15 protein-coding genes are annotated in these 16,352 nt (G+C 71.2%); 11 read left to right on the top strand and 4 right to left on the bottom strand.

Annotated elements, in window-relative coordinates:
* Positions 1-2 precede the first annotated feature (2 nt).
* Together BM286_RS04655 and BM286_RS04650 are read left to right on the top strand one after the other, a co-directional pair.
* Positions 3-1,121 carry a DUF1611 domain-containing protein gene (locus tag BM286_RS04655; RefSeq protein WP_092920403.1) on the top strand — a complete coding sequence of 373 codons (1,119 nt, stop codon included), beginning with the start codon at positions 3-5 and terminating at the stop codon, positions 1,119-1,121.
* Positions 1,118-2,164 (top strand): dipeptide epimerase, encoded by a 1,047-nt coding sequence (locus BM286_RS04650; RefSeq protein WP_092920402.1) that lies wholly within the window; start codon positions 1,118-1,120, stop codon positions 2,162-2,164. Before BM286_RS04655 ends, BM286_RS04650 begins: the two co-directional genes overlap by 4 nt.
* A 63-nt stretch (positions 2,165-2,227) precedes the next feature.
* Here the strand turns inward: BM286_RS04650 and BM286_RS04645 are convergent, their stop codons facing one another.
* A complete protein-coding gene (locus BM286_RS04645; protein ID WP_092920401.1) occupies positions 2,228-3,127 on the bottom strand; it encodes a PspA/IM30 family protein in 900 nt (299 codons plus the stop codon).
* Between the two features lie 148 nt (positions 3,128-3,275).
* On the opposite strand from BM286_RS04645, the gene BM286_RS04640 reads away from it, so the two are divergent.
* Positions 3,276-4,247 carry a sugar phosphate isomerase/epimerase family protein gene (locus tag BM286_RS04640; protein WP_092920400.1) on the top strand — a complete coding sequence of 324 codons (972 nt, stop codon included), beginning with the start codon at positions 3,276-3,278 and terminating at the stop codon, positions 4,245-4,247.
* A gap of 127 nt (positions 4,248-4,374) precedes the next feature.
* Positions 4,375-5,499, top strand: coding sequence for a Gfo/Idh/MocA family protein (locus BM286_RS04635; RefSeq protein ID WP_092920399.1), 1,125 nt, complete (start codon positions 4,375-4,377; stop codon positions 5,497-5,499).
* Between the two features lie 151 nt (positions 5,500-5,650).
* Here BM286_RS04635 and BM286_RS04630 read toward each other — a convergent pair whose 3' ends face one another.
* Positions 5,651-6,112: a type IV pilin gene (locus BM286_RS04630; RefSeq protein WP_092920398.1), complete on the bottom strand. Its 462-nt coding sequence runs from the start codon at positions 6,110-6,112 to the stop codon at positions 5,651-5,653.
* Positions 6,113-6,263: 151 nt separating this feature from the next.
* On the opposite strand from BM286_RS04630, the gene BM286_RS04625 reads away from it, so the two are divergent.
* From BM286_RS04625 to BM286_RS04615, 3 genes are all read left to right on the top strand, one after another.
* A complete protein-coding gene (locus BM286_RS04625; protein ID WP_092920397.1) occupies positions 6,264-6,884 on the top strand; it encodes a YIP1 family protein in 621 nt (206 codons plus the stop codon).
* 74 nt (positions 6,885-6,958) lie between these two features.
* Entirely contained in the window at positions 6,959-9,151 is a 2,193-nt protein-coding gene (locus BM286_RS04620) for a DHH family phosphoesterase (RefSeq protein WP_092920396.1), read from the top strand.
* Between the two features lie 173 nt (positions 9,152-9,324).
* Positions 9,325-9,906, top strand: coding sequence for a DoxX family protein (locus BM286_RS04615; RefSeq protein ID WP_092920395.1), 582 nt, complete (start codon positions 9,325-9,327; stop codon positions 9,904-9,906).
* A gap of 57 nt (positions 9,907-9,963) precedes the next feature.
* Here BM286_RS04615 and fer read toward each other — a convergent pair whose 3' ends face one another.
* The gene (gene fer, locus BM286_RS04610) at positions 9,964-10,626 is read right to left on the bottom strand and encodes a ferredoxin Fer (protein WP_092920394.1); all 663 of its coding nucleotides are present in this window, start codon (positions 10,624-10,626) and stop codon (positions 9,964-9,966) included.
* A 164-nt stretch (positions 10,627-10,790) separates the two neighbouring features.
* On the opposite strand from fer, the gene fen reads away from it, so the two are divergent.
* From fen to gcvPB, 4 genes are all read left to right on the top strand, one after another.
* Positions 10,791-11,768, top strand: coding sequence for a flap endonuclease-1 (gene fen, locus BM286_RS04605; protein ID WP_092920393.1), 978 nt, complete (start codon positions 10,791-10,793; stop codon positions 11,766-11,768).
* 265 nt (positions 11,769-12,033) lie between these two features.
* A complete protein-coding gene (gene gcvH / locus BM286_RS04600; protein WP_092920392.1) occupies positions 12,034-12,417 on the top strand; it encodes a glycine cleavage system protein GcvH in 384 nt (127 codons plus the stop codon).
* 190 nt (positions 12,418-12,607) lie between these two features.
* Positions 12,608-13,936 carry an aminomethyl-transferring glycine dehydrogenase subunit GcvPA gene (gcvPA, locus tag BM286_RS04595; protein WP_092920391.1) on the top strand — a complete coding sequence of 443 codons (1,329 nt, stop codon included), beginning with the start codon at positions 12,608-12,610 and terminating at the stop codon, positions 13,934-13,936.
* Positions 13,937-15,367, top strand: coding sequence for an aminomethyl-transferring glycine dehydrogenase subunit GcvPB (gene gcvPB / locus BM286_RS04590; protein WP_092920390.1), 1,431 nt, complete (start codon positions 13,937-13,939; stop codon positions 15,365-15,367).
* Between the two features lie 31 nt (positions 15,368-15,398).
* Here gcvPB and BM286_RS04585 read toward each other — a convergent pair whose 3' ends face one another.
* Positions 15,399-16,235, bottom strand: a complete 837-nt coding sequence (locus BM286_RS04585) for a helix-turn-helix domain-containing protein (RefSeq protein WP_092920389.1) — start codon at positions 16,233-16,235, stop codon at positions 15,399-15,401.
* Positions 16,236-16,352 lie beyond the last annotated feature (117 nt).

Raw genomic sequence — 16,352 nt, 5'->3', positions numbered from 1 at the left:
CCATGGACCACGAGCGGATCGCCGTCCTCGCCCACGAGAAGTTCCCGGACCGCGCGAAGACCGCGCTCGGCGTGCTGCGCTACGGCGACCAGGACGTCTTGGCCGTCCTCGACCGCGACCGCGCCGGCGACCGGGTGCGCGACCACGTCGCGGACGTCTCGGACGCGCCGATCGTCGAGTCGTTCGCGGACGCGCACGCTGCCGCCGACGGCGACCTCGACGCACTCTACATCGGGATCGCGCCCATCGGCGGCGGCTTCGACGAATCGTGGCGCGGCGACGTCGAGGCCGCGATCGAGGCCGGCTGCGACGTGGTGAGCGGCCTCCACTACTTCCTGAACGAGGACGCGGAGCTGGCCGCGCTGGCCGACGAGCACGGCGTCGACCTCGTCGACGTGCGCGAACCCGACGACGACCTCACGGTCGCTTCCGGGGCGTCCGGCGACGTCGACGCCGACGTGGTGCTCACGGTCGGCACCGACTGCTCGGTCGGGAAGATGACCGCTTCGCTGGAGATCGTCTCGGCCGCCCGCGAGCGCGGGATCGACGCCGCGTTCGTCCCCACCGGCCAGACCGGGATCATGATCGCCGGCTGGGGGAACCCGATCGACCGCGTCGTCTCCGACTTCGCCGCGGGCGCGGTCGAGGACATGCTCCTCGAGGTCGGGGACGACCGCGACCTCCTCGTCGTCGAGGGACAGGGGAGCATCGTCCACCCCGCCTACTCGGCGGTCACCTGCGGCATCCTCCACGGGTCGATGGCCGACGGCCTCGTCCTCTGTCACGCCGCGGGCCGCGAGGCGATCCACGGGTACGAGTCGTTCGAGTTGCCGCCGCTCGCCGACTACGTCGACCTCTACGAGGACCTGGCGGCGCCCGTGCGCGAGGCGAGCGTCGTCGCCGGCGCGGTCAACACGAACGGCGTCGCGGACGACGAGGCGGCGGCCGAGGCGGTCGCGTCGTTCGCGGACGAGACCGGCGTGCCGGCGACCGACCCGGTGCGCCACGGCGCGGGCGACATCGTCGACGCCGTCGTCGAGGCGGGCCTCGGCGCGAACCCCGACGCGGGCGACGCCGCGGGCGGTGACCGAGCGACCGAGGGAGGGGGAACTGCCGAATGAGCCTCGAAACCGGATTCGAGCGGGTCTCGATGCCGCTCGAAGCGCCGTTCACCATCGCGCGCGGGACCCAGACCGAGGCGGAGAACGTGGTCGTCCGGGTGGCCGACGACGCGGGGACGACCGGAGTCGGCGGCGCGGCGCCGTCGGCCCACTACGGCGAGACGGCCGCCACCGTCGAAGCGGTGTTGCCGGCCCTCCTCGACGCGGTCGAGCGCGTCGGGGACCCCCACGCGCTCCACGCGATCGAGGCCGAGCTGCGAGCGGTCGTGAACGGCAACCCCGCCGCCCGCGCCGCCGTCTCGATCGCGGTCCACGACCTCGCGGCGAAGCGTCTCGGGGTCCCCCTCTACCGCCTGTGGGGGCTCGACCCGAGCGACGCCCCGATGACCTCATTCACGATCGGCCTCGACGAGACCGAGCGCGTGCGCGAGAAGGCGGCCGACGCCGTCGCGGCGGGCTACTCCGTGTTGAAAGTCAAGCTCGGCACCGACCGCGACCGGGAGCTGATCGACGCGGTCCGCGACGCCGCCCCCGACGCGCGGCTCCGCGTCGACGCCAACGAGGCGTGGACGCCGAAGGAGGCGGTCGAGAAGAGCGCGTGGCTCGCCGGCCGCGACGTGGAGTTCGTCGAACAGCCCGTCCCGGCCGAGAACCCCGAGGGGCTCCGGTACGTCTACGAGCGGTCGGCGCTGCCGATCGCCGCCGACGAGTCCTGCGTGACCGCCGCGGACGTGCCCGCGATCGCAGACCGCTGTGACATCGCGAACCTGAAGCTGATGAAGACCGGCGGCCTGCTGGAGGCGCGCCGGGTGATCGCCGCCGCGCGAGCGCACGGGCTGGCGGTGATGTGCGGCTGTATGATCGAGTCGAACGCCTCGATCGCGGCGGCCGCGCAGCTCGCGCCGCTCCTCGATTACGCCGACCTCGACGGCTCGCTGCTGCTCGCCGAGGACCCGTACGAGGGCGTCGACCTCGCGGACGGCGAGATCCGGCTCGCCGACCGGGACCGCGCGGGGACCGGCGCGCGCCCGGCGTCGGAGTGAGGGGTCGGAAGCGGGACCGACGGGAGGCGGGGACCGCGGGGACCGGGCCGCGACCGCGCTCGATCAGTTCCGCTGTTCGTCCGCGTCGGACTCCGACTCCTCTAACTCGACGTCGAGCTCCTCGTCGAGGTCGGTGCTCCCGGAGCTGCCGTCGCCGTCGAGGTCGGCCTCCAGGTCGTCGGCGTCGATCTCCGACTCGATGTCCTCCAGTTCGGCGTCGACGTCCTCGTCGCTGACGGCGGCGTCGCCGTCGTCGGCCGACTCGCCCTTGCCGAGCTCGCCCTTCAGCGTCTCCAGCTCGGCGTCGACCTCGCTGTCGGTCGAGAGGCCCTCCAGCTCGCGGTCGATGCTGTCCTTGTCCGAGAGCGCGTCCTCGAAGGCGCCGGAGTCCTCCAGCTCGTCCATCGCCTCCGAGCGCGCCTCCATCTCCTCGGTCCGCTCCTCGGCGCGCTCGATCGAGCGGCTCACGTCCTCCATCTCGTCGCCGACGCCGGTCATCGCCTCCGAGACGCGAGTGGACGCCTCGGCCGCCTCGTAGCGAGCCTTCATCGTCTCCTTCTTCGTGCGGAACTCCTCGATGCGGTTCTGGAGCTTGTTCTTCTTCTCGACGAGCTGCTCCTGCGTGTTGTTCAGCTCGGCGATCTGGCCCTCCAGCTCCTCGATCTGGGTCATCTTCGACTTCTTCTTTTCGAGGGCCTTCCGCGCGAGGTCGTCGCGGTCCTGCTGGACCGCCTCGCGGGCCTGGCGGTTGTGCTTCTCGACGTTCTCTTCGAGCTTGCGCTTCTGTATCTCCAGGCGCTTCTTCTGGGTCGTCAGGTCGGCGATCCCCTGTTTGACGTCCTGAAGCTCGTCGCGCATCTGTTCGTACGAGTAGTCGAGCGATTCGGTCGGGTCTTCCGCCCGGTTGAGGAGGGCGTTCACCTTCGAGCGGACGACGTAGGAGGCGCGCGAGAGGATTCCCATGCCACATCGTACGCGTTCCATCCGTTAAAACCTCATGCGGTTCGCGGCGGGCCGTCGCGGACCGTGGCCAGCGGGCACCGTCCGCGACGGCCGGGCGCCGCGCGACGCTCCCTGAAGATTTATTCGGCGGATCGACGTACCCCCGTGCATGGACATCGGCGTGCTAACGGTACCCCTGGGCGGCGAATCGATCGACGACGCGGCCGCGTACCTCGACGAGATCGGCGTCGACGCCGTCGAACTCGGCGTCGGGGGGTGGCCCGGCGAGGACCACGTCGGTCGCGAGACGCTCCTCGGCGAGGAGGCGGCCCGCGAGGAGTTGCGCGACCTGCTCGACGACCACGGGCTTCGGATCTCCGCGCTGGCGACGCACAACAACCCGCTCCATCCCGACGCGGAGCGAGCCGCGGAAGCCGACCGGGAGCTACGAGAGGCGGTCGAGTTGGCCGACCTGCTCGGCGTCGACACGGTGACCTGCTTTTCCGGGCTCCCGGCCGGCGCGCCCGGCGACTCGACGCCGAACTGGGTCACGGCGCCGTGGCCGACGGAACACGCCGACGCGCTCGACTACCAGTGGGACGAGGTCGCGGTTCCCTACTGGCGCGACCTGGCGGAGCACGCCGAGGGGCACGGCGTCGACGTCGCCGTCGAGATGCACCCGAACATGCTGGTGTACGAGCCGACCGGGCTGCTCGCGCTTCGGGAGGCCACGAACGAGCGGGTCGGCGCCAACTTCGACCCCTCGCACCTCTACTGGCAGGGGATCGACGTGACCGAGGCGATCCGGTTCCTGGGCCAGCGCGACGCGATCCACCATTTCCACGCCAAGGACACGAAGGTGTACGACGCGAACGCCCGCGTGAAGGGCGTCCTCGACACGACGGGCTACGCCGAGGAGGCCGACCGTTCGTGGCTGTTCCGCTCGATCGGGTACGGCCACGACGAGGCGCACTGGAAGGACGTCGTCTCGACGCTCCGGATGGTCGGCTACGAGGGCGCGCTGTCGATCGAACACGAGGACTCGCTCACCTCCTCGCGCGAGGGGTTAGAGAAGGCCGTCGACGTGCTGGAGCGGGCCGTCTTCGAGACGGAACCGGGCGAGGCCTACTGGGCGGAGTGAGGAGCGGACCCGAGAGCCGCGGCGCGTCTCTCGCTCGCGGGCCCCGGTCGCGGCGACGGCGCGAAACCGCAGCGATCCGGGTCGGGAACCACCCACACTCAAGGCCCGCTGCGGAGAACGCCCTGCCATGACACTCCGTATCGGCGTGCTCGGGTACCGTTTCATGGGCAAGGCGCACTCGAACGCGATGGCGCGGCTGCCGATGTTCTTCCCGGACGCACCCGAAATCGAGCGCCACACCCTCGTCGGACGCGACGAGGGAGCGCTCGCGGACGCCGCGGATCGGTTCGGCTTCTCGCACACCGCGACGGACTGGGAGGCGGCGCTCGACGAGGTGGACGTCTTCTACAACCTCGGGCCGAACCACGTCCACGCGGAGCCGTCGATCGCGGCCCTCGAAGCCGGGATCCCGGTCCTCTGTGAGAAGCCGCTCGCGCCGACGCTGGAGGAGGCGGCGGCGATGCGCGACGCGGCGGCCGCGGCGGACGCCCCGGCCGGGACCGCCTTCAACTACCGGTTCATCCCCGCGATCCGCTACGCGAAGGGACTGATCGAGGACGGCGAACTAGGCGAAATCCGGCAGGTTCGAGGGCGATACCTCCAAGACTGGCTCGTCGACCCCGAGGCGCCGTGGGCGTGGCGGATGGACGCCGAGATGGCCGGCTCCGGCGCGCTCGGCGACCTCGGCGCGCACACCATCGACCTCGCGAACTTCCTCGTCGGCGACGCGGTGGGGGGAATCGAGCGCCTCTCGGGCCAGTTGACGACGTTCGTCGACGAGCGCCCCGTCTACGACGAGAACGGGAGGATCGAGGAGTACCGCGACGTGACGGTCGACGACGCCTACAACGCGCAGGTCGCCTACGAGTCGGGCGCGACCGGCGGCTTCGAGGCCAGCCGCGTGGCCGAGGGGCACAAAAACGACCACGCGATCGCGGTCCACGGCACGGAGGGAAGCCTGAAGTTCTCCTTGGAACGGCTCAACGAACTGGAGGTGTTACGCGGGCGGAACCGCGGCTACGAGACGGTGTTGGTCACCGAGGAGTCCGACCCGTACGTCGACCACTGGTGGCCCCCGGGCCACGTGATCGGGTGGGAGCACACGTTCGTCCACGAGAACTACGAATTCCTCTCGGCGGTCGACGAGGGCGGATCGTTCGAGCCGTCGTTCGACGACGGTTACGAGGTCCAGCGCGTGCTCGCGGCGATCCAACGGGCCGACGATCGCGGCGAGTGGGTCACCGTAGGGTAGGCGTTCGTAGGGGGTCGATCTCCGACGGCCAGACAGCGCGCGAGACACCGCCGTCCCGTCGCCCGACGCCGCCGCGTCAGCCGACGCCGCCGTCCCGTCACCTGACGCCGCTGCGTCAGCCGACGCCGCCGTCCCGTCAGCCGCCGCCGCGTCAGACGCCGACGCCCGGGGTGCTGCCGCCGTTCCCCTCGCTCCACTCGTCGATCTTGGAGCTCTCGCCGTTGTAGCTGCCGAGCGTCTCGCGGGTGTCGAACGCGACCGGCTCCCAGACGACCTCGAAGTTCTCGTTGCCCGTGGCGTTGGGCACGACGATCCGGTCGCCGGGTCGGACGACGCCGTCGCCGGGCCACGCGCCGAACTGGACGCTTCCGTCCGGGTCCGTGCCGCGGACGTACAGCTCCTCGGCCGGGACCGGGTCCGGGCCGAGCGCGACGACGACGAGCGTGCCGTTCTCCTGTTGGCCTTCGAACTCGGCGTCCGGCGGTGCGACGCCGTCGATGAGACCGAACACCGCCGCGCCGACGAGTGCGAGCAGCAGCACGACGACCCCGACGAGCAGCCCCGTCCCCGCCAGGGGGGTGAACCCTCGCTCGTCGTCTCGGAACGCGACCATTCGGCCGTGACTCAGACGGCACCGGTATAAGCGTTTGCGCGCCGCGTATCAGTCGTGATACGTTCGGGGTCGCCGGGCGCGGCGGGCCGGGTCGGAACCGGGCCTCGACCCGAACCGGAAACGGGTTATTCCGCGCGGGCGAACGCCGGCCGTGAAGTCTCGTCCCGACGGCTCGGCGGGCGGTCGTCCCCGCGGACCGCGAGGCATCGCTCGCACGTGGGCCGAGGTGCTCGTTCGGCCGCGGCGCACGTTCGCGAACGGGATCACGCCCGGCGATCAGGCGCCCGCGCTGACGTTCGCGGTGGCGGTCGCCGCGGCGTTCACCCTCGGGTGGATCGCGTCGGACCCCGCGGCGATGCCCGTCGTCGTCCCCTCCTCGCGAGTGCTGTCCGAGGCCGTGGTCGTCGTCGTCGTGGTCGCGCTGGCGGCGCCGGTCGGGCTCCACCTGACCGCCGCGGTCGCGACCGTTTCCGTCGTGCTGGCGAGCCTCGAGGTCGACGGCGGAGTCGGCTTTCGCGACCGCGGGGGAGTGAGCGAGACGGTCCAGGCGGTCGCGTACGCCAGCTCCCCGATGGCGCTGGCCGGACCGGCGATCCCCGAACTCAGGGTCGTCTGCGGCGCGTACGCGGCACTCCTCCTGTTCGTCGGGTTCCGGGCGGTTCACGGACTTGGACCGCTCCGGACCGCCGCGGCCGCGCTCCCGCCGGCCGCGCTCGGCTACGGCGTCGGCTATCGGGCCGTGGCCGCGGCGCGAACGCTGCTCGGCGCGTGACGGGCCGGGCGCCCGCGCCGCCGCCAGCGGGTTTTCGACAACCGTTTTAGGCCCGAGGCTCTCGGTGTACTCAAATGGGATCCTGTATCATCTGTGGTACCGACGTCGGAGGCGGTCGCGTCTGCGACTCGCACCAGGAAGACGTCGTGTTCGACTTCCGCGGCGACTCTCCCGACGATCTGGTTCCGAGCCGGTTCTATCGGGGCGTCGTCGACGGGTACGCCGAGTTCGGCGTGTTCGTCGACCTCGCGCCGGGCGTCACCGGACTGCTCCACCGCTCCGAACTCGACCGCCGGCTCGACAGCCTCGACTGGGAGCCGGGCGACGAGGTGTTCGTCCAGGTGAAAGGCGTCCGCGACAACGGCAACGTCGACCTCGGCTGGTCGATCCGCCAAGCCGACCGCGAGTTCCGGGGCGTTCTCGTTCAGGAGTCCGACGGCGAGCACCTCCCGGACGAGGAGCCGGGCGACGACGGCGACGACGGCGAGGGCGCAGCCGAGACGACCGGCGATGCGTCCGCCGAAGCCGAGGAGTCGGTCGACGCAGGCGACGACGAGGACGCGGACGAGTCGGTCGACGAGACGATCGAGGCCGACGCGGGGTCCGTCGAGGTAGAGCCCGAGGCCGACGCGGGGTCCGACGATGCGGCGGAACCCGAAAGCGAGACGGGGTCCGCCGAGAGCGGTGACGCGGCGCCGACCGCCGCCGAGGAGATCCCGGAATCTGAGGCGGTCGAGGCGGCCGGGGAAGACGCCGACGCGGACCCGGAACGCGTGCCGATCACGACGCTCGGAGACGCGGTCGGCGACGCGGTGCGGATCGAGGGCGAGGTCGTCGGCGTCCGCCAGACCGGCGGCCCGACGGTGTTCGAGGTCAGCGACGAGACGGGCGCGGTCGACGTGGCCGCGTTCGTCGAGCCCGGCGTCCGGGCGCATCCGGACGTCGAGGTCGGGGACGCGGTGCGGGTCGACGGCGAGGTCGAGAGCCACCGCGGCGACGTCCAGGTGGAGTCCGAGGCGCTCGTCCTCCTCGACGGAGCGGCGGCCGAATCGGTCCGCCGCCGCATCGCCGAGGCGCTCACGGACGAGGCCCGACCCGAGGGGCTCCAGCCGCTCGCCGGCGACGAGACGGTCGCGGAGCTCGCGGACGGCCTCCTCGACGCGGCCGAAGCCGTCCGGCGCGCGGTCCTCGAGTCGCGACCGATCGTCGTCCGCCACCCGGCGACCGCCGACGGCTACGTCGCCGGCGCCGCGGTCGAACGCGCCGTCCTCCCGCTGATCCGCGACGAACACGCGAAGAGCGACGCCGAGTACCACTACTTTACCCGCCGGCCGCTCGACGAGCCGGTGTACGGGATGGACGCGGCCACCAACGACGCGACGCGGATGCTCCAGGACCGCGACCGCCACGACGAGAATCTCCCGCTGTTCCTGCTCGTCGGCGCCGGCTCGACGACCGAGTCCGCCGACGGCATCGACCTGCTGTCGGTGTACGGGGTCGACGCGGTCGTCGTCGACGCCGCGGTCGCGGACCCGGAGACCCGGGACGCGGTCGACACGCTCGTCTCGCCGGAGCTGGCCGATGTCGACGGCGACGAGACGCTCTCGACGGGCGCGCTCGTCGCCTCGCTCGCGTCGGCGATCAACGACGAGGTCCGTGCGGACCTCCGGCACCTGCCGGCGGTGAGCTACTGGGCGGACGCCCCCGACCGCTACGTCGACCTCGCGCGTGACGCGGGCCACGACGCCGAGCGCGTCGCGGAGCTCCGCGAGGCCGTCGCGCTGGAGGCGTACTACCAGTCGTACCAGGACAAGCGGGAGCTGATCGCGGACCTGCTGTTCTCGGACGGCGGCAACCTCGCGGCGCACGTCTCCGAGCAGTTCAGGGAGAAGTTAGAGACCGAGATCGAGACCGCTGACGCGAACGTCGTGACCGAGGCGGTCGACGGCGTCGAGTTCGCCCTGCTCGACACCGACGACTACACCCACCGGTACGACTTCCCGCCGACGCCGCTCCTGCTCGACGACCTGCATCGGCGCCGCGCCGACGGCGAACCGTTCGCGACGGTCGGCGTCGGCACCGACGAGCTGTACGTGCGCACGACCGCGGACGTCTCGGTCCGCGACGTGGCAGCGCGCGCGGCCGAGCTCGCGCCGACGGCGGACATCGACACCGCGGGCGTCCGCGAGGGGAAGATCGAGTTCCTCTCGGGCGAGCGCGACGCCGTCGAAGACGCCGTCGTCGCGGCCGTCGCCGAGGCGTTCTGAGGCGGCCGCCGCGTCAGACGACTCGGGGACTGGCCGACTCGGAGTCGCTTCCCGTTCCGCGCATCCATATGCGCGATGGTTTTCTCTCGCCGTCGATCGAAAACCGAGGGGCATCGGATCCGGCGGTAGATTATTACCGGTGTGTTGACCTCTCTCAAGCTGGTGTCACAGACATGGCAACGCAACCCTCCGAACGGACGCTTCGCGCGGAGCTGCTCGGCCGCGACGTGGAGTTCAACTACTCCGAGACCTGGCTGGCGTACTCGATGCTTGGACTCCGGGTCGTGATGGCGTGGGTGTTCCTTCAGGCCGGCCTGGAGAAGCTGTTCGAGGGGGGCCTCGCAGACCCGCTCGCGTGGAGCTCGGTCGGGTTCCTCCGGAACGCCATCGCCGAGGCCAACCCGTTACAGGGGCTGTTCCTCTTCTTTGCGGACTACGCCGCAATCATCGACCCGATGGTGGTGTTCGGACAGATCCTGATCGGGCTGGCGCTGCTGTTCGGCGTCCTCTTCCGGTTCGCCGCGCTGATGGGGGCGATCATGATGTCGATGTTCTGGACCGCCGCGTGGCAGGGCGGACTGCTGGCCGGGTTCCCGGTCGCGCACGGCTACTTCGTCGACAGCTCGCTCGTGTACATGCTGATCCTGTTCGGCCTCGGCGCGTGGGGCGCCGGGCGGATCGTCGGGATCGACCGGGCGTTAGAGGAGACGGAGCTGGTCCGAAACGCCCCGGCGCTGCGGTACCTGCTCGGGTGACGGACGCCGGCCGCGCTCCGGCGCCGGACGTTGTTGCGTCGACCGATCGACTCCCCCTCAGCGACGCGTGAACGGACCGGGCGGGAGGATGAGGTCGTCGAGCTCCGGGCGCTGTTTCACGTTGAACACGACGGACAGCTCGTCGGTCAGCGGGTAGCCGTTGCAGGAGAGGCGGAACCCCCGCTCGGCGAGGTCGTCGGGCATGATGTGGTCGGTCGGCTGCGAGAGCTCGCCCGCGGCGAGGTACACCGCGCAGTTCGCGCAGGCGCCGCCGCGACACGAGAAGGGCCACGCGAAGCCGCTCCGCTCGGCCGCCTCCAGCAGGCTCTCGTCGGGCTGGACCAGCAGGCGACCGTGCGCGTCGGGGTCGAGGTCGGCCTGACCGGCCTTCCGGAACAGCTCGTCGTCGTCGAGCGACCAGCCGTAGTCGACGACGGCCTCGTAGTCGAGGAACTCGACGCGGGTCGGCTTCGGCCCCGCGGCGTCGCCGTCGTCGCTGAGGTCGATGTCGGCGGGCCCGGCCCCGTTCTCCTCGCCGCTCTCGTCGCCGTTCCGGTCGCGCTCGGACAGCTCCCGGTAGGCGCGGCGGACGAGCTGAAACTCCTCGATCGAACCCCCCTGATCCGGGTGGGCTCGCTTGACGCGCTCGCGGTAGGCCCGTTCGACCGCCTCGTCGTCGGCGTCCTCGTCGACCTCCAACACCTCGAACGGGGAGACCATTCAGACGCGGACCCGTACGCGCGTGACGCATATAAACGGCCCAGAAGTCGGCAGGCGAATCGCGACGCGGGACGGACCGAGGAATCGCCGCGAGACACCGAGCCGGCGATTCCTCGGTCCGGGAGCCGTCAGCGTTTAAGAGCGGCGCGCCCCAGAGACCGGTAATGGGAAACGCCGACCTGCGCGACCTCGCGTCGATCCGCGACGTGCCCTTCGCGGAACTCGAGGGGAGCGTCGTCGCCGTCGACGCGCACAACTGGCTGTACCGGTACCTCACGACGACCGTCAAGTGGACGAGCGACGAGAAGTACACGACGGCCGACGGCGTCGAGGTCGCGAACCTGATCGGGGTCGTCCAGGGGCTCCCGAAGTTCTTCGAACACGACCTGATCCCCGTGATGGTGTTCGACGGCGCCGTCACCGACCTGAAGGCGGACGAGGTTGCGGAGCGCCGCGAGAAGCGCGAGGCGGCCGAGGAGCGTCGGGCCGCCGCCGAGGAGCGCGGCGACGCCGTCGAGGCCGCCCGGCTGGAGGCCCGGACCCAGCGGCTCACCGACGCGATCCACGAGACGACCCGCGAGCTGCTCGAACGGCTCGACGTGCCGATAGTCGAGGCGCCCGCCGAGGGGGAAGCGCAGTGCGCGCACATGGCCGCGAGCGGGACCGTCGACCACGCCGGCAGCGAGGACTACGACACCCTGCTGTTCGGCGCGCCGACGACGCTCCGCCAGCTGACGAGCAAGGGCGACCCGGAGCTGATGGACCTCGCGGCGACGCTGGCGGACCTCGGGTTGGACCGACAGGGGCTCGTCGACGTCGCGATGCTCTGTGGCACCGACTTCAACGACGGGATCCGTGGAATCGGACCGAAGACGGCGGTGACGGCGGTGACGGAACACGGCGATCTGTGGGGCGTTCTGGAGGCGCGCGACGCCGAGATACCCGACGCCGAGGCGATCCGCGAGCTGTTCATGAACCCCCCGGCCGAGGACGTCGCGGTCGACACCGACGTGAACCCGGACGTGGAGGCCGCCCGGGAGTACGTCGTCGACGAGTGGGGCGTGGCCGCCGACGAGGTCGAACGCGGGTTCGAGCGCATCGCGGAGTCGCAGGTTCAGGCCGGTCTCGACCGGTGGACCTGAGCGGATACGACCGGTGGACCGAGGAGACGGCCCGGGAACAGACGAGGCGCCACCGACCGGGTTCGGGCGGGGGTCCGTCGTCGAGACCGCCGCGAACACACCTTTTATTTCCTCGTCGTCAGAAGGGTGACTCACACGTGTCGCGGATCGCCTTTCGATCGCGGACGTCGTCCACGACCGGTAGACGAGCCGGATCCGCCGCCGTTTCCGGCGGCGCGGCGCGTCCGCGGGCCGACGCCCGAGCGGACCGCGGCGACCCTGACCAATGAGCTTCGACGTTCCCGACGACAGACGGTACTTGGAATCGCACGAGTGGGCGACGACCGGCGGCGACACCGTCCGGATCGGCGTCTCCGACTTCGCGCAGGACGAACTGGGCGACGTGGTGTTCGTCGAGCTCCCGGAGGTCGGCGACGAGGTCGCCGCCGGCGAGGCGTTCGGCGTCGTCGAGTCGATCAAGGCCGTCTCCGACCTGTACGCGCCCGTCTCGGGCGAGGTCGTCGCCGTCAACGAGGAACTGTTCGACCGCCCGGAGCTCGTCAACGAGGACCCCTACGGAGACGGCTGGATGCTCGAGGTCGAGCCCGTCGAGGGCGGCGACGCCGAGGGGCTGCTCGACGCCGACGCGTACGACGACCAGATCGCCTGAGTGTCCCGATCGACGCCGGGAACGGGGCGCCAGACTCGGACGAAACACCAACCGGACACACGACAATGACCACGCCACCTTCCGATCCCACGCCAGCGTTCGACTCCGCGCCGCCCGTGAACCGACGATCCGAAAATCCACGACCCGCGACCGGACGAACAAACCGTCGCGGACGAGACGGAACGAACCGATGAGCCGGGCGAACGGCACGCCGTACGCGCCCCACACCGACGCGGAAACCGCGGCGATGCTGGCGGAGATCGGCGTCGACGACGAGGAGGCGCTGTTCGACATCCCCGAGTCGGTCGCCTTCGACGGCGAGTTCGGCATCGAGCCGCGGACGGAACGCGAGATCCGCGACGAGTGCGCCCGAATGTTGAACCGCAACGACGACCTCACGGAGTTCCTCGGACGGGGACACTACGGCCACTACGTCCCGAGCGTCGTCGATCACCTCTCGGACCGCGCCGAGTTCCTCACGAGCTACACCCAGTACCAGCCGGAAGCGTCACAGGGGTTCCTCCAGGCGCTGTTCGAGTACCAGTCGATGCTGGTCGAGCTGACCGGTCTCGACGTCGCGAACTGCTCGATGTACGACGCCGCGACCGCGCTCGGCGAGGCCGCGACGCTCGCGGACCGCGTCCGTGCCACGTCCGGCGACGTCGTCCTCGTCCCCGAACAGCTCCGCGAGGGGAAACGGGCGGTGTTGGAGAACTACTGCGCGGGCGTCGACCTGACCGTCGAGACGTATCCGATGGCCGACGGGACCGCCGACGTCGACGCCCTGGCCGACCGCGCCGGCGACGACGTCGTCATGCTGTACGCCGAGAGCCCGACCGTCCGCGGCTGTATCGAGGAGCGGCTCGCGGCAATCGGTGACCTCGCCGGCGAGACGGACGCGCTGTTCGCGCTCGGCTCCGACGTCGTCGCGCTGTCGGTGTTACAGTCGCCGGAAGCGGTCGGGGCCGACGTCGTCGTCGGCGAGGCCGGCGCGCTCGGCCTGCCGACCAGCTACGGGATGGGACTGGGGATCTTCGCCTGTAGCGACGAGTTCCTGCGGCAGGTGCCCGGCAGGCTCGTGGGCGCGAGCGAGGACGCGAACGGCGACCGCGCGTACACGCTGACGCTCCAGACCCGCGAACAGCACATCCGCAAGGAGCGAGCCACCTCGAACATCTGTACGAATCAGGCGTGGGTCGCGCTCCGGGCGGCGATCCACGCGGCGACGCTCGGTCCGGACGGGCTCGTCGACCTCGCGAACGACTGCGTCCGCGAGGCCGAGGCGCTCGCGACGCGGATCGACGACTGCTCCGGCGCCGCGGCCCCCGTCCACGACCGCCACCACTTCCGGGAGTTCGCGGTGCGCGTCGACCAGCCGGCGGCGGCCGTCGCCGAGGAGTTAGAGGCCGAGGGGTTCGCGGTCCACGCGATCGGCGACCACCTGCTTCAGGTCTGCGTCACCGACCTGAACGCCGGGCGGGCGGACGGCCTCGTCGCCGCCTTCGAGGAGGTGCTGTAGATGATCCACGACCAGGCGAACTACGAGCGCGAGGCGGAGGACGTCCGGGAGCCGCTGCTCTCGGAGAAGGGCCAGGAGACGGTCGACGTGCGTGAGGACTCTCCGCTACCCGACGACCTGACCCGGGAGGCGCTGACGCTCCCGAACCCCTCGGAGCCGGAGACGGCGCGCCACTACACCCGGCTCTCGCAGATGAACTGGGCGATCGACGCAGGCCCGTACCCGCTGGGGAGCTGTACGATGAAGTACAACCCCAAGTTCACCGAGGACGTGGCGGCCGACCCGAACGCGGCGGTCCACCCCGACCGCTCCGCGCGCTCGGCCCAGGGAACCTTAGCGCTCCAGTACCGGCTCCAAGAGGTGCTGGCCGACATCGGCGGCATGGACGCCGTCACGCTCCAGCCGCCCGCGGGCGCCGCCGGGGAGTTGACCGGAATCCTCGTGGCGAAGGCGTACCACGAGCATCACGGCAACGACCGCTCGGAGGTCGTGATCCCGGCGTCGGCGCACGGGACGAACTTCGCGACCGCCGCGACCGCCGGCTACGACGTGGTCGAACTCCCCTCCGGCGAGGACGGCCGAGTCGACCTCGAGGCGCTGGAGGCGGCCGTGAGCGACGACACCGCCGCCTTGATGCTCACGAACCCGAACACGGTCGGACTCTTCGAGCGCGACATCACCGAGATCGCCGAGATCGTCCACGACGCCGGCGGCCTGCTCTACTACGACGGCGCGAACCTCAACGCGCTGCTCGGCCGCGGCCGCCCCGGCGACATGGGGTTCGACGTGATGCATTACAACGTCCACAAGACGTTCGCGACGCCACACGGCGGCGGGGGTCCCGGCGCCGGGCCGGTCGGCGTCGTCGACGAGTTGGCGCCGTTCCTCCCGACGCCGCGAGTCCGAGAGGCGGACGACGGCGGTGGTTACGAGCGCTTCGAACCGAGTCACACCATCGGCAAGGTCCACGGCTTCGCCGGCAACTGGCTCGTGTTGATCAAGGCGTACGCGTACATCGCCCGCCTCGGGGACGAGGGGCTGTCGGACGCCGCCGCGAAGGCCGTTCTCAACGCCAACTACCTCGCCGAGCGGATCGACTTAGAGGTGCCCTTCGGCCCCTTCCACCACGAGTTCGCGGCGACTGCGGGCGACCGCGACGCGGCCGACGTCGCCAAGCGGATGCTGGACTTCGGCGTCCACCCGCCGACAACGAAGTGGCCCGAGATGGTCCCGGAGGCGATGCTGACGGAGCCGACAGAAATCGAGGGGCGGTCGTCGCTCGACGACCTCGCCGAGGCGTTCAACCTCGCGTACGCCGACACCGACGCGGCGCTCGACTCCGCGCCGACCCGGACCGCCGCCGCCCGGATCGACCAGGTCGGCGCCGCGCGGGACCCGCGGCTCTCGTGGCAGGCGCTCGACGGAGAGTAGGACGGTCGGCGTCCGAAGGCGGTCGACCGCGTCAGGGCTCGGTCGCCGCGGACCGAACGGGTTCCTCGCGGTCGCTCGCGTCGAGCTCGTCGGCGTCGTCGATGTCGAACTCCCCTTCGTCGAGGGGTGGCTCCTCGGGGGGCGCGGTCTCGGCCGTCACCGCGTCTCCGACGTCCGCCCCCGAGGCGAACGCCCCCTCGCCGTCGACGAACCGGCGCATCACCCGCCCCTCGGCGCGGTGGAGCGTCTCGCTACAGGTCGATTTCGCGATCTCGTTGGCCTCGGCCAGTTCGGTGAGGGTACACCGTCGCGGCGTGTCGTAGTACCCCGCCCGGACCGCCTCGAAGACGAGTTCGCGCTGCGCCTCCGTGAGCGTCCGATCCGGGTCGCCGGCGTCGGTCGCGGCGACACCGACCGTCACGCCGTCGCCCGTGAGCCGCCGCCCGAACGCCTCGATCCGGTCGCGGTCGCCGACGACCGTCACGGTGGCGCGCCCGTCGACGACTTCCACCGTCGACTCGATCGGTAAGCCGACCGCCCGCGCCGCCGGGAGGTATACGGGGGCGCGCCCGGCGACCCGGAGCGTGCGAACCTCGCCGCGGCGCTCGACCGTCGTCGCGCGCTCGACCGCGTCGTGATCGCGAAGGGCGTCCTCGGCGCGGTCCCTCTCGGTGCCGGCGACGAGGACGGTCGCGATCGCCTCCGGGTCGTCGTCGGCCGTCTGCCGGGTGTTGCCACCGGTCGCGCTCGAATCGACGCCGACCGCGATCGTCTCCGCGACCCGGAGCGTCGCCGGGGGGACGCTTCGGGAGACGTCACCGAGCCACGACCCGGTCGGGAGGTCGAGTCGCAGGTCGGTCCGGCTCATCGCTTCCACCTCGGTTCGCCCGGCGGATCGCCCGTCCCGACGGTCGCTGGTGCGCGCATCTCACGTCCGGGTACGGCGGCGGTCCCCCTCGGTGTACCCCTTCATACGTTTCGAACC

Origin of the sequence: Halorubrum sodomense (assembly GCF_900111935.1) — an archaeon.
Lineage (GTDB): Archaea > Halobacteriota > Halobacteria > Halobacteriales > Haloferacaceae > Halorubrum > Halorubrum sodomense.
Note: the sequence above shows the minus strand (reverse complement) of the source record. Positions and strands in the feature narration are given on the sequence as shown.

Bases quoted from the DNA above. Each gene is read 5' to 3' on its own strand.
- BM286_RS04620 (WP_092920396.1), top strand. From the start codon at position 6,959: ATGGGATCCTGTATCATCTGTGGTACCGACGTCGGAGGCGGTCGCGTC.
- BM286_RS04585 (WP_092920389.1), bottom strand. From the start codon at position 16,235: ATGAGCCGGACCGACCTGCGACTCGACCTCCCGACCGGGTCGTGGCTC.
- BM286_RS04630 (WP_092920398.1), bottom strand. From the start codon at position 6,112: ATGGTCGCGTTCCGAGACGACGAGCGAGGGTTCACCCCCCTGGCGGGG.
- BM286_RS04635 (WP_092920399.1), top strand. From the start codon at position 4,375: ATGACACTCCGTATCGGCGTGCTCGGGTACCGTTTCATGGGCAAGGCG.
- fer (WP_092920394.1), bottom strand. From the start codon at position 10,626: ATGGTCTCCCCGTTCGAGGTGTTGGAGGTCGACGAGGACGCCGACGAC.
- gcvH (WP_092920392.1), top strand. From the start codon at position 12,034: ATGAGCTTCGACGTTCCCGACGACAGACGGTACTTGGAATCGCACGAG.
- gcvPB (WP_092920390.1), top strand. From the start codon at position 13,937: ATGATCCACGACCAGGCGAACTACGAGCGCGAGGCGGAGGACGTCCGG.
- BM286_RS04645 (WP_092920401.1), bottom strand. From the start codon at position 3,127: ATGGGAATCCTCTCGCGCGCCTCCTACGTCGTCCGCTCGAAGGTGAAC.
- fen (WP_092920393.1), top strand. From the start codon at position 10,791: ATGGGAAACGCCGACCTGCGCGACCTCGCGTCGATCCGCGACGTGCCC.
- BM286_RS04640 (WP_092920400.1), top strand. From the start codon at position 3,276: ATGGACATCGGCGTGCTAACGGTACCCCTGGGCGGCGAATCGATCGAC.
- gcvPA (WP_092920391.1), top strand. From the start codon at position 12,608: ATGAGCCGGGCGAACGGCACGCCGTACGCGCCCCACACCGACGCGGAA.
- BM286_RS04615 (WP_092920395.1), top strand. From the start codon at position 9,325: ATGGCAACGCAACCCTCCGAACGGACGCTTCGCGCGGAGCTGCTCGGC.
- BM286_RS04650 (WP_092920402.1), top strand. From the start codon at position 1,118: ATGAGCCTCGAAACCGGATTCGAGCGGGTCTCGATGCCGCTCGAAGCG.
- BM286_RS04655 (WP_092920403.1), top strand. From the start codon at position 3: ATGGACCACGAGCGGATCGCCGTCCTCGCCCACGAGAAGTTCCCGGAC.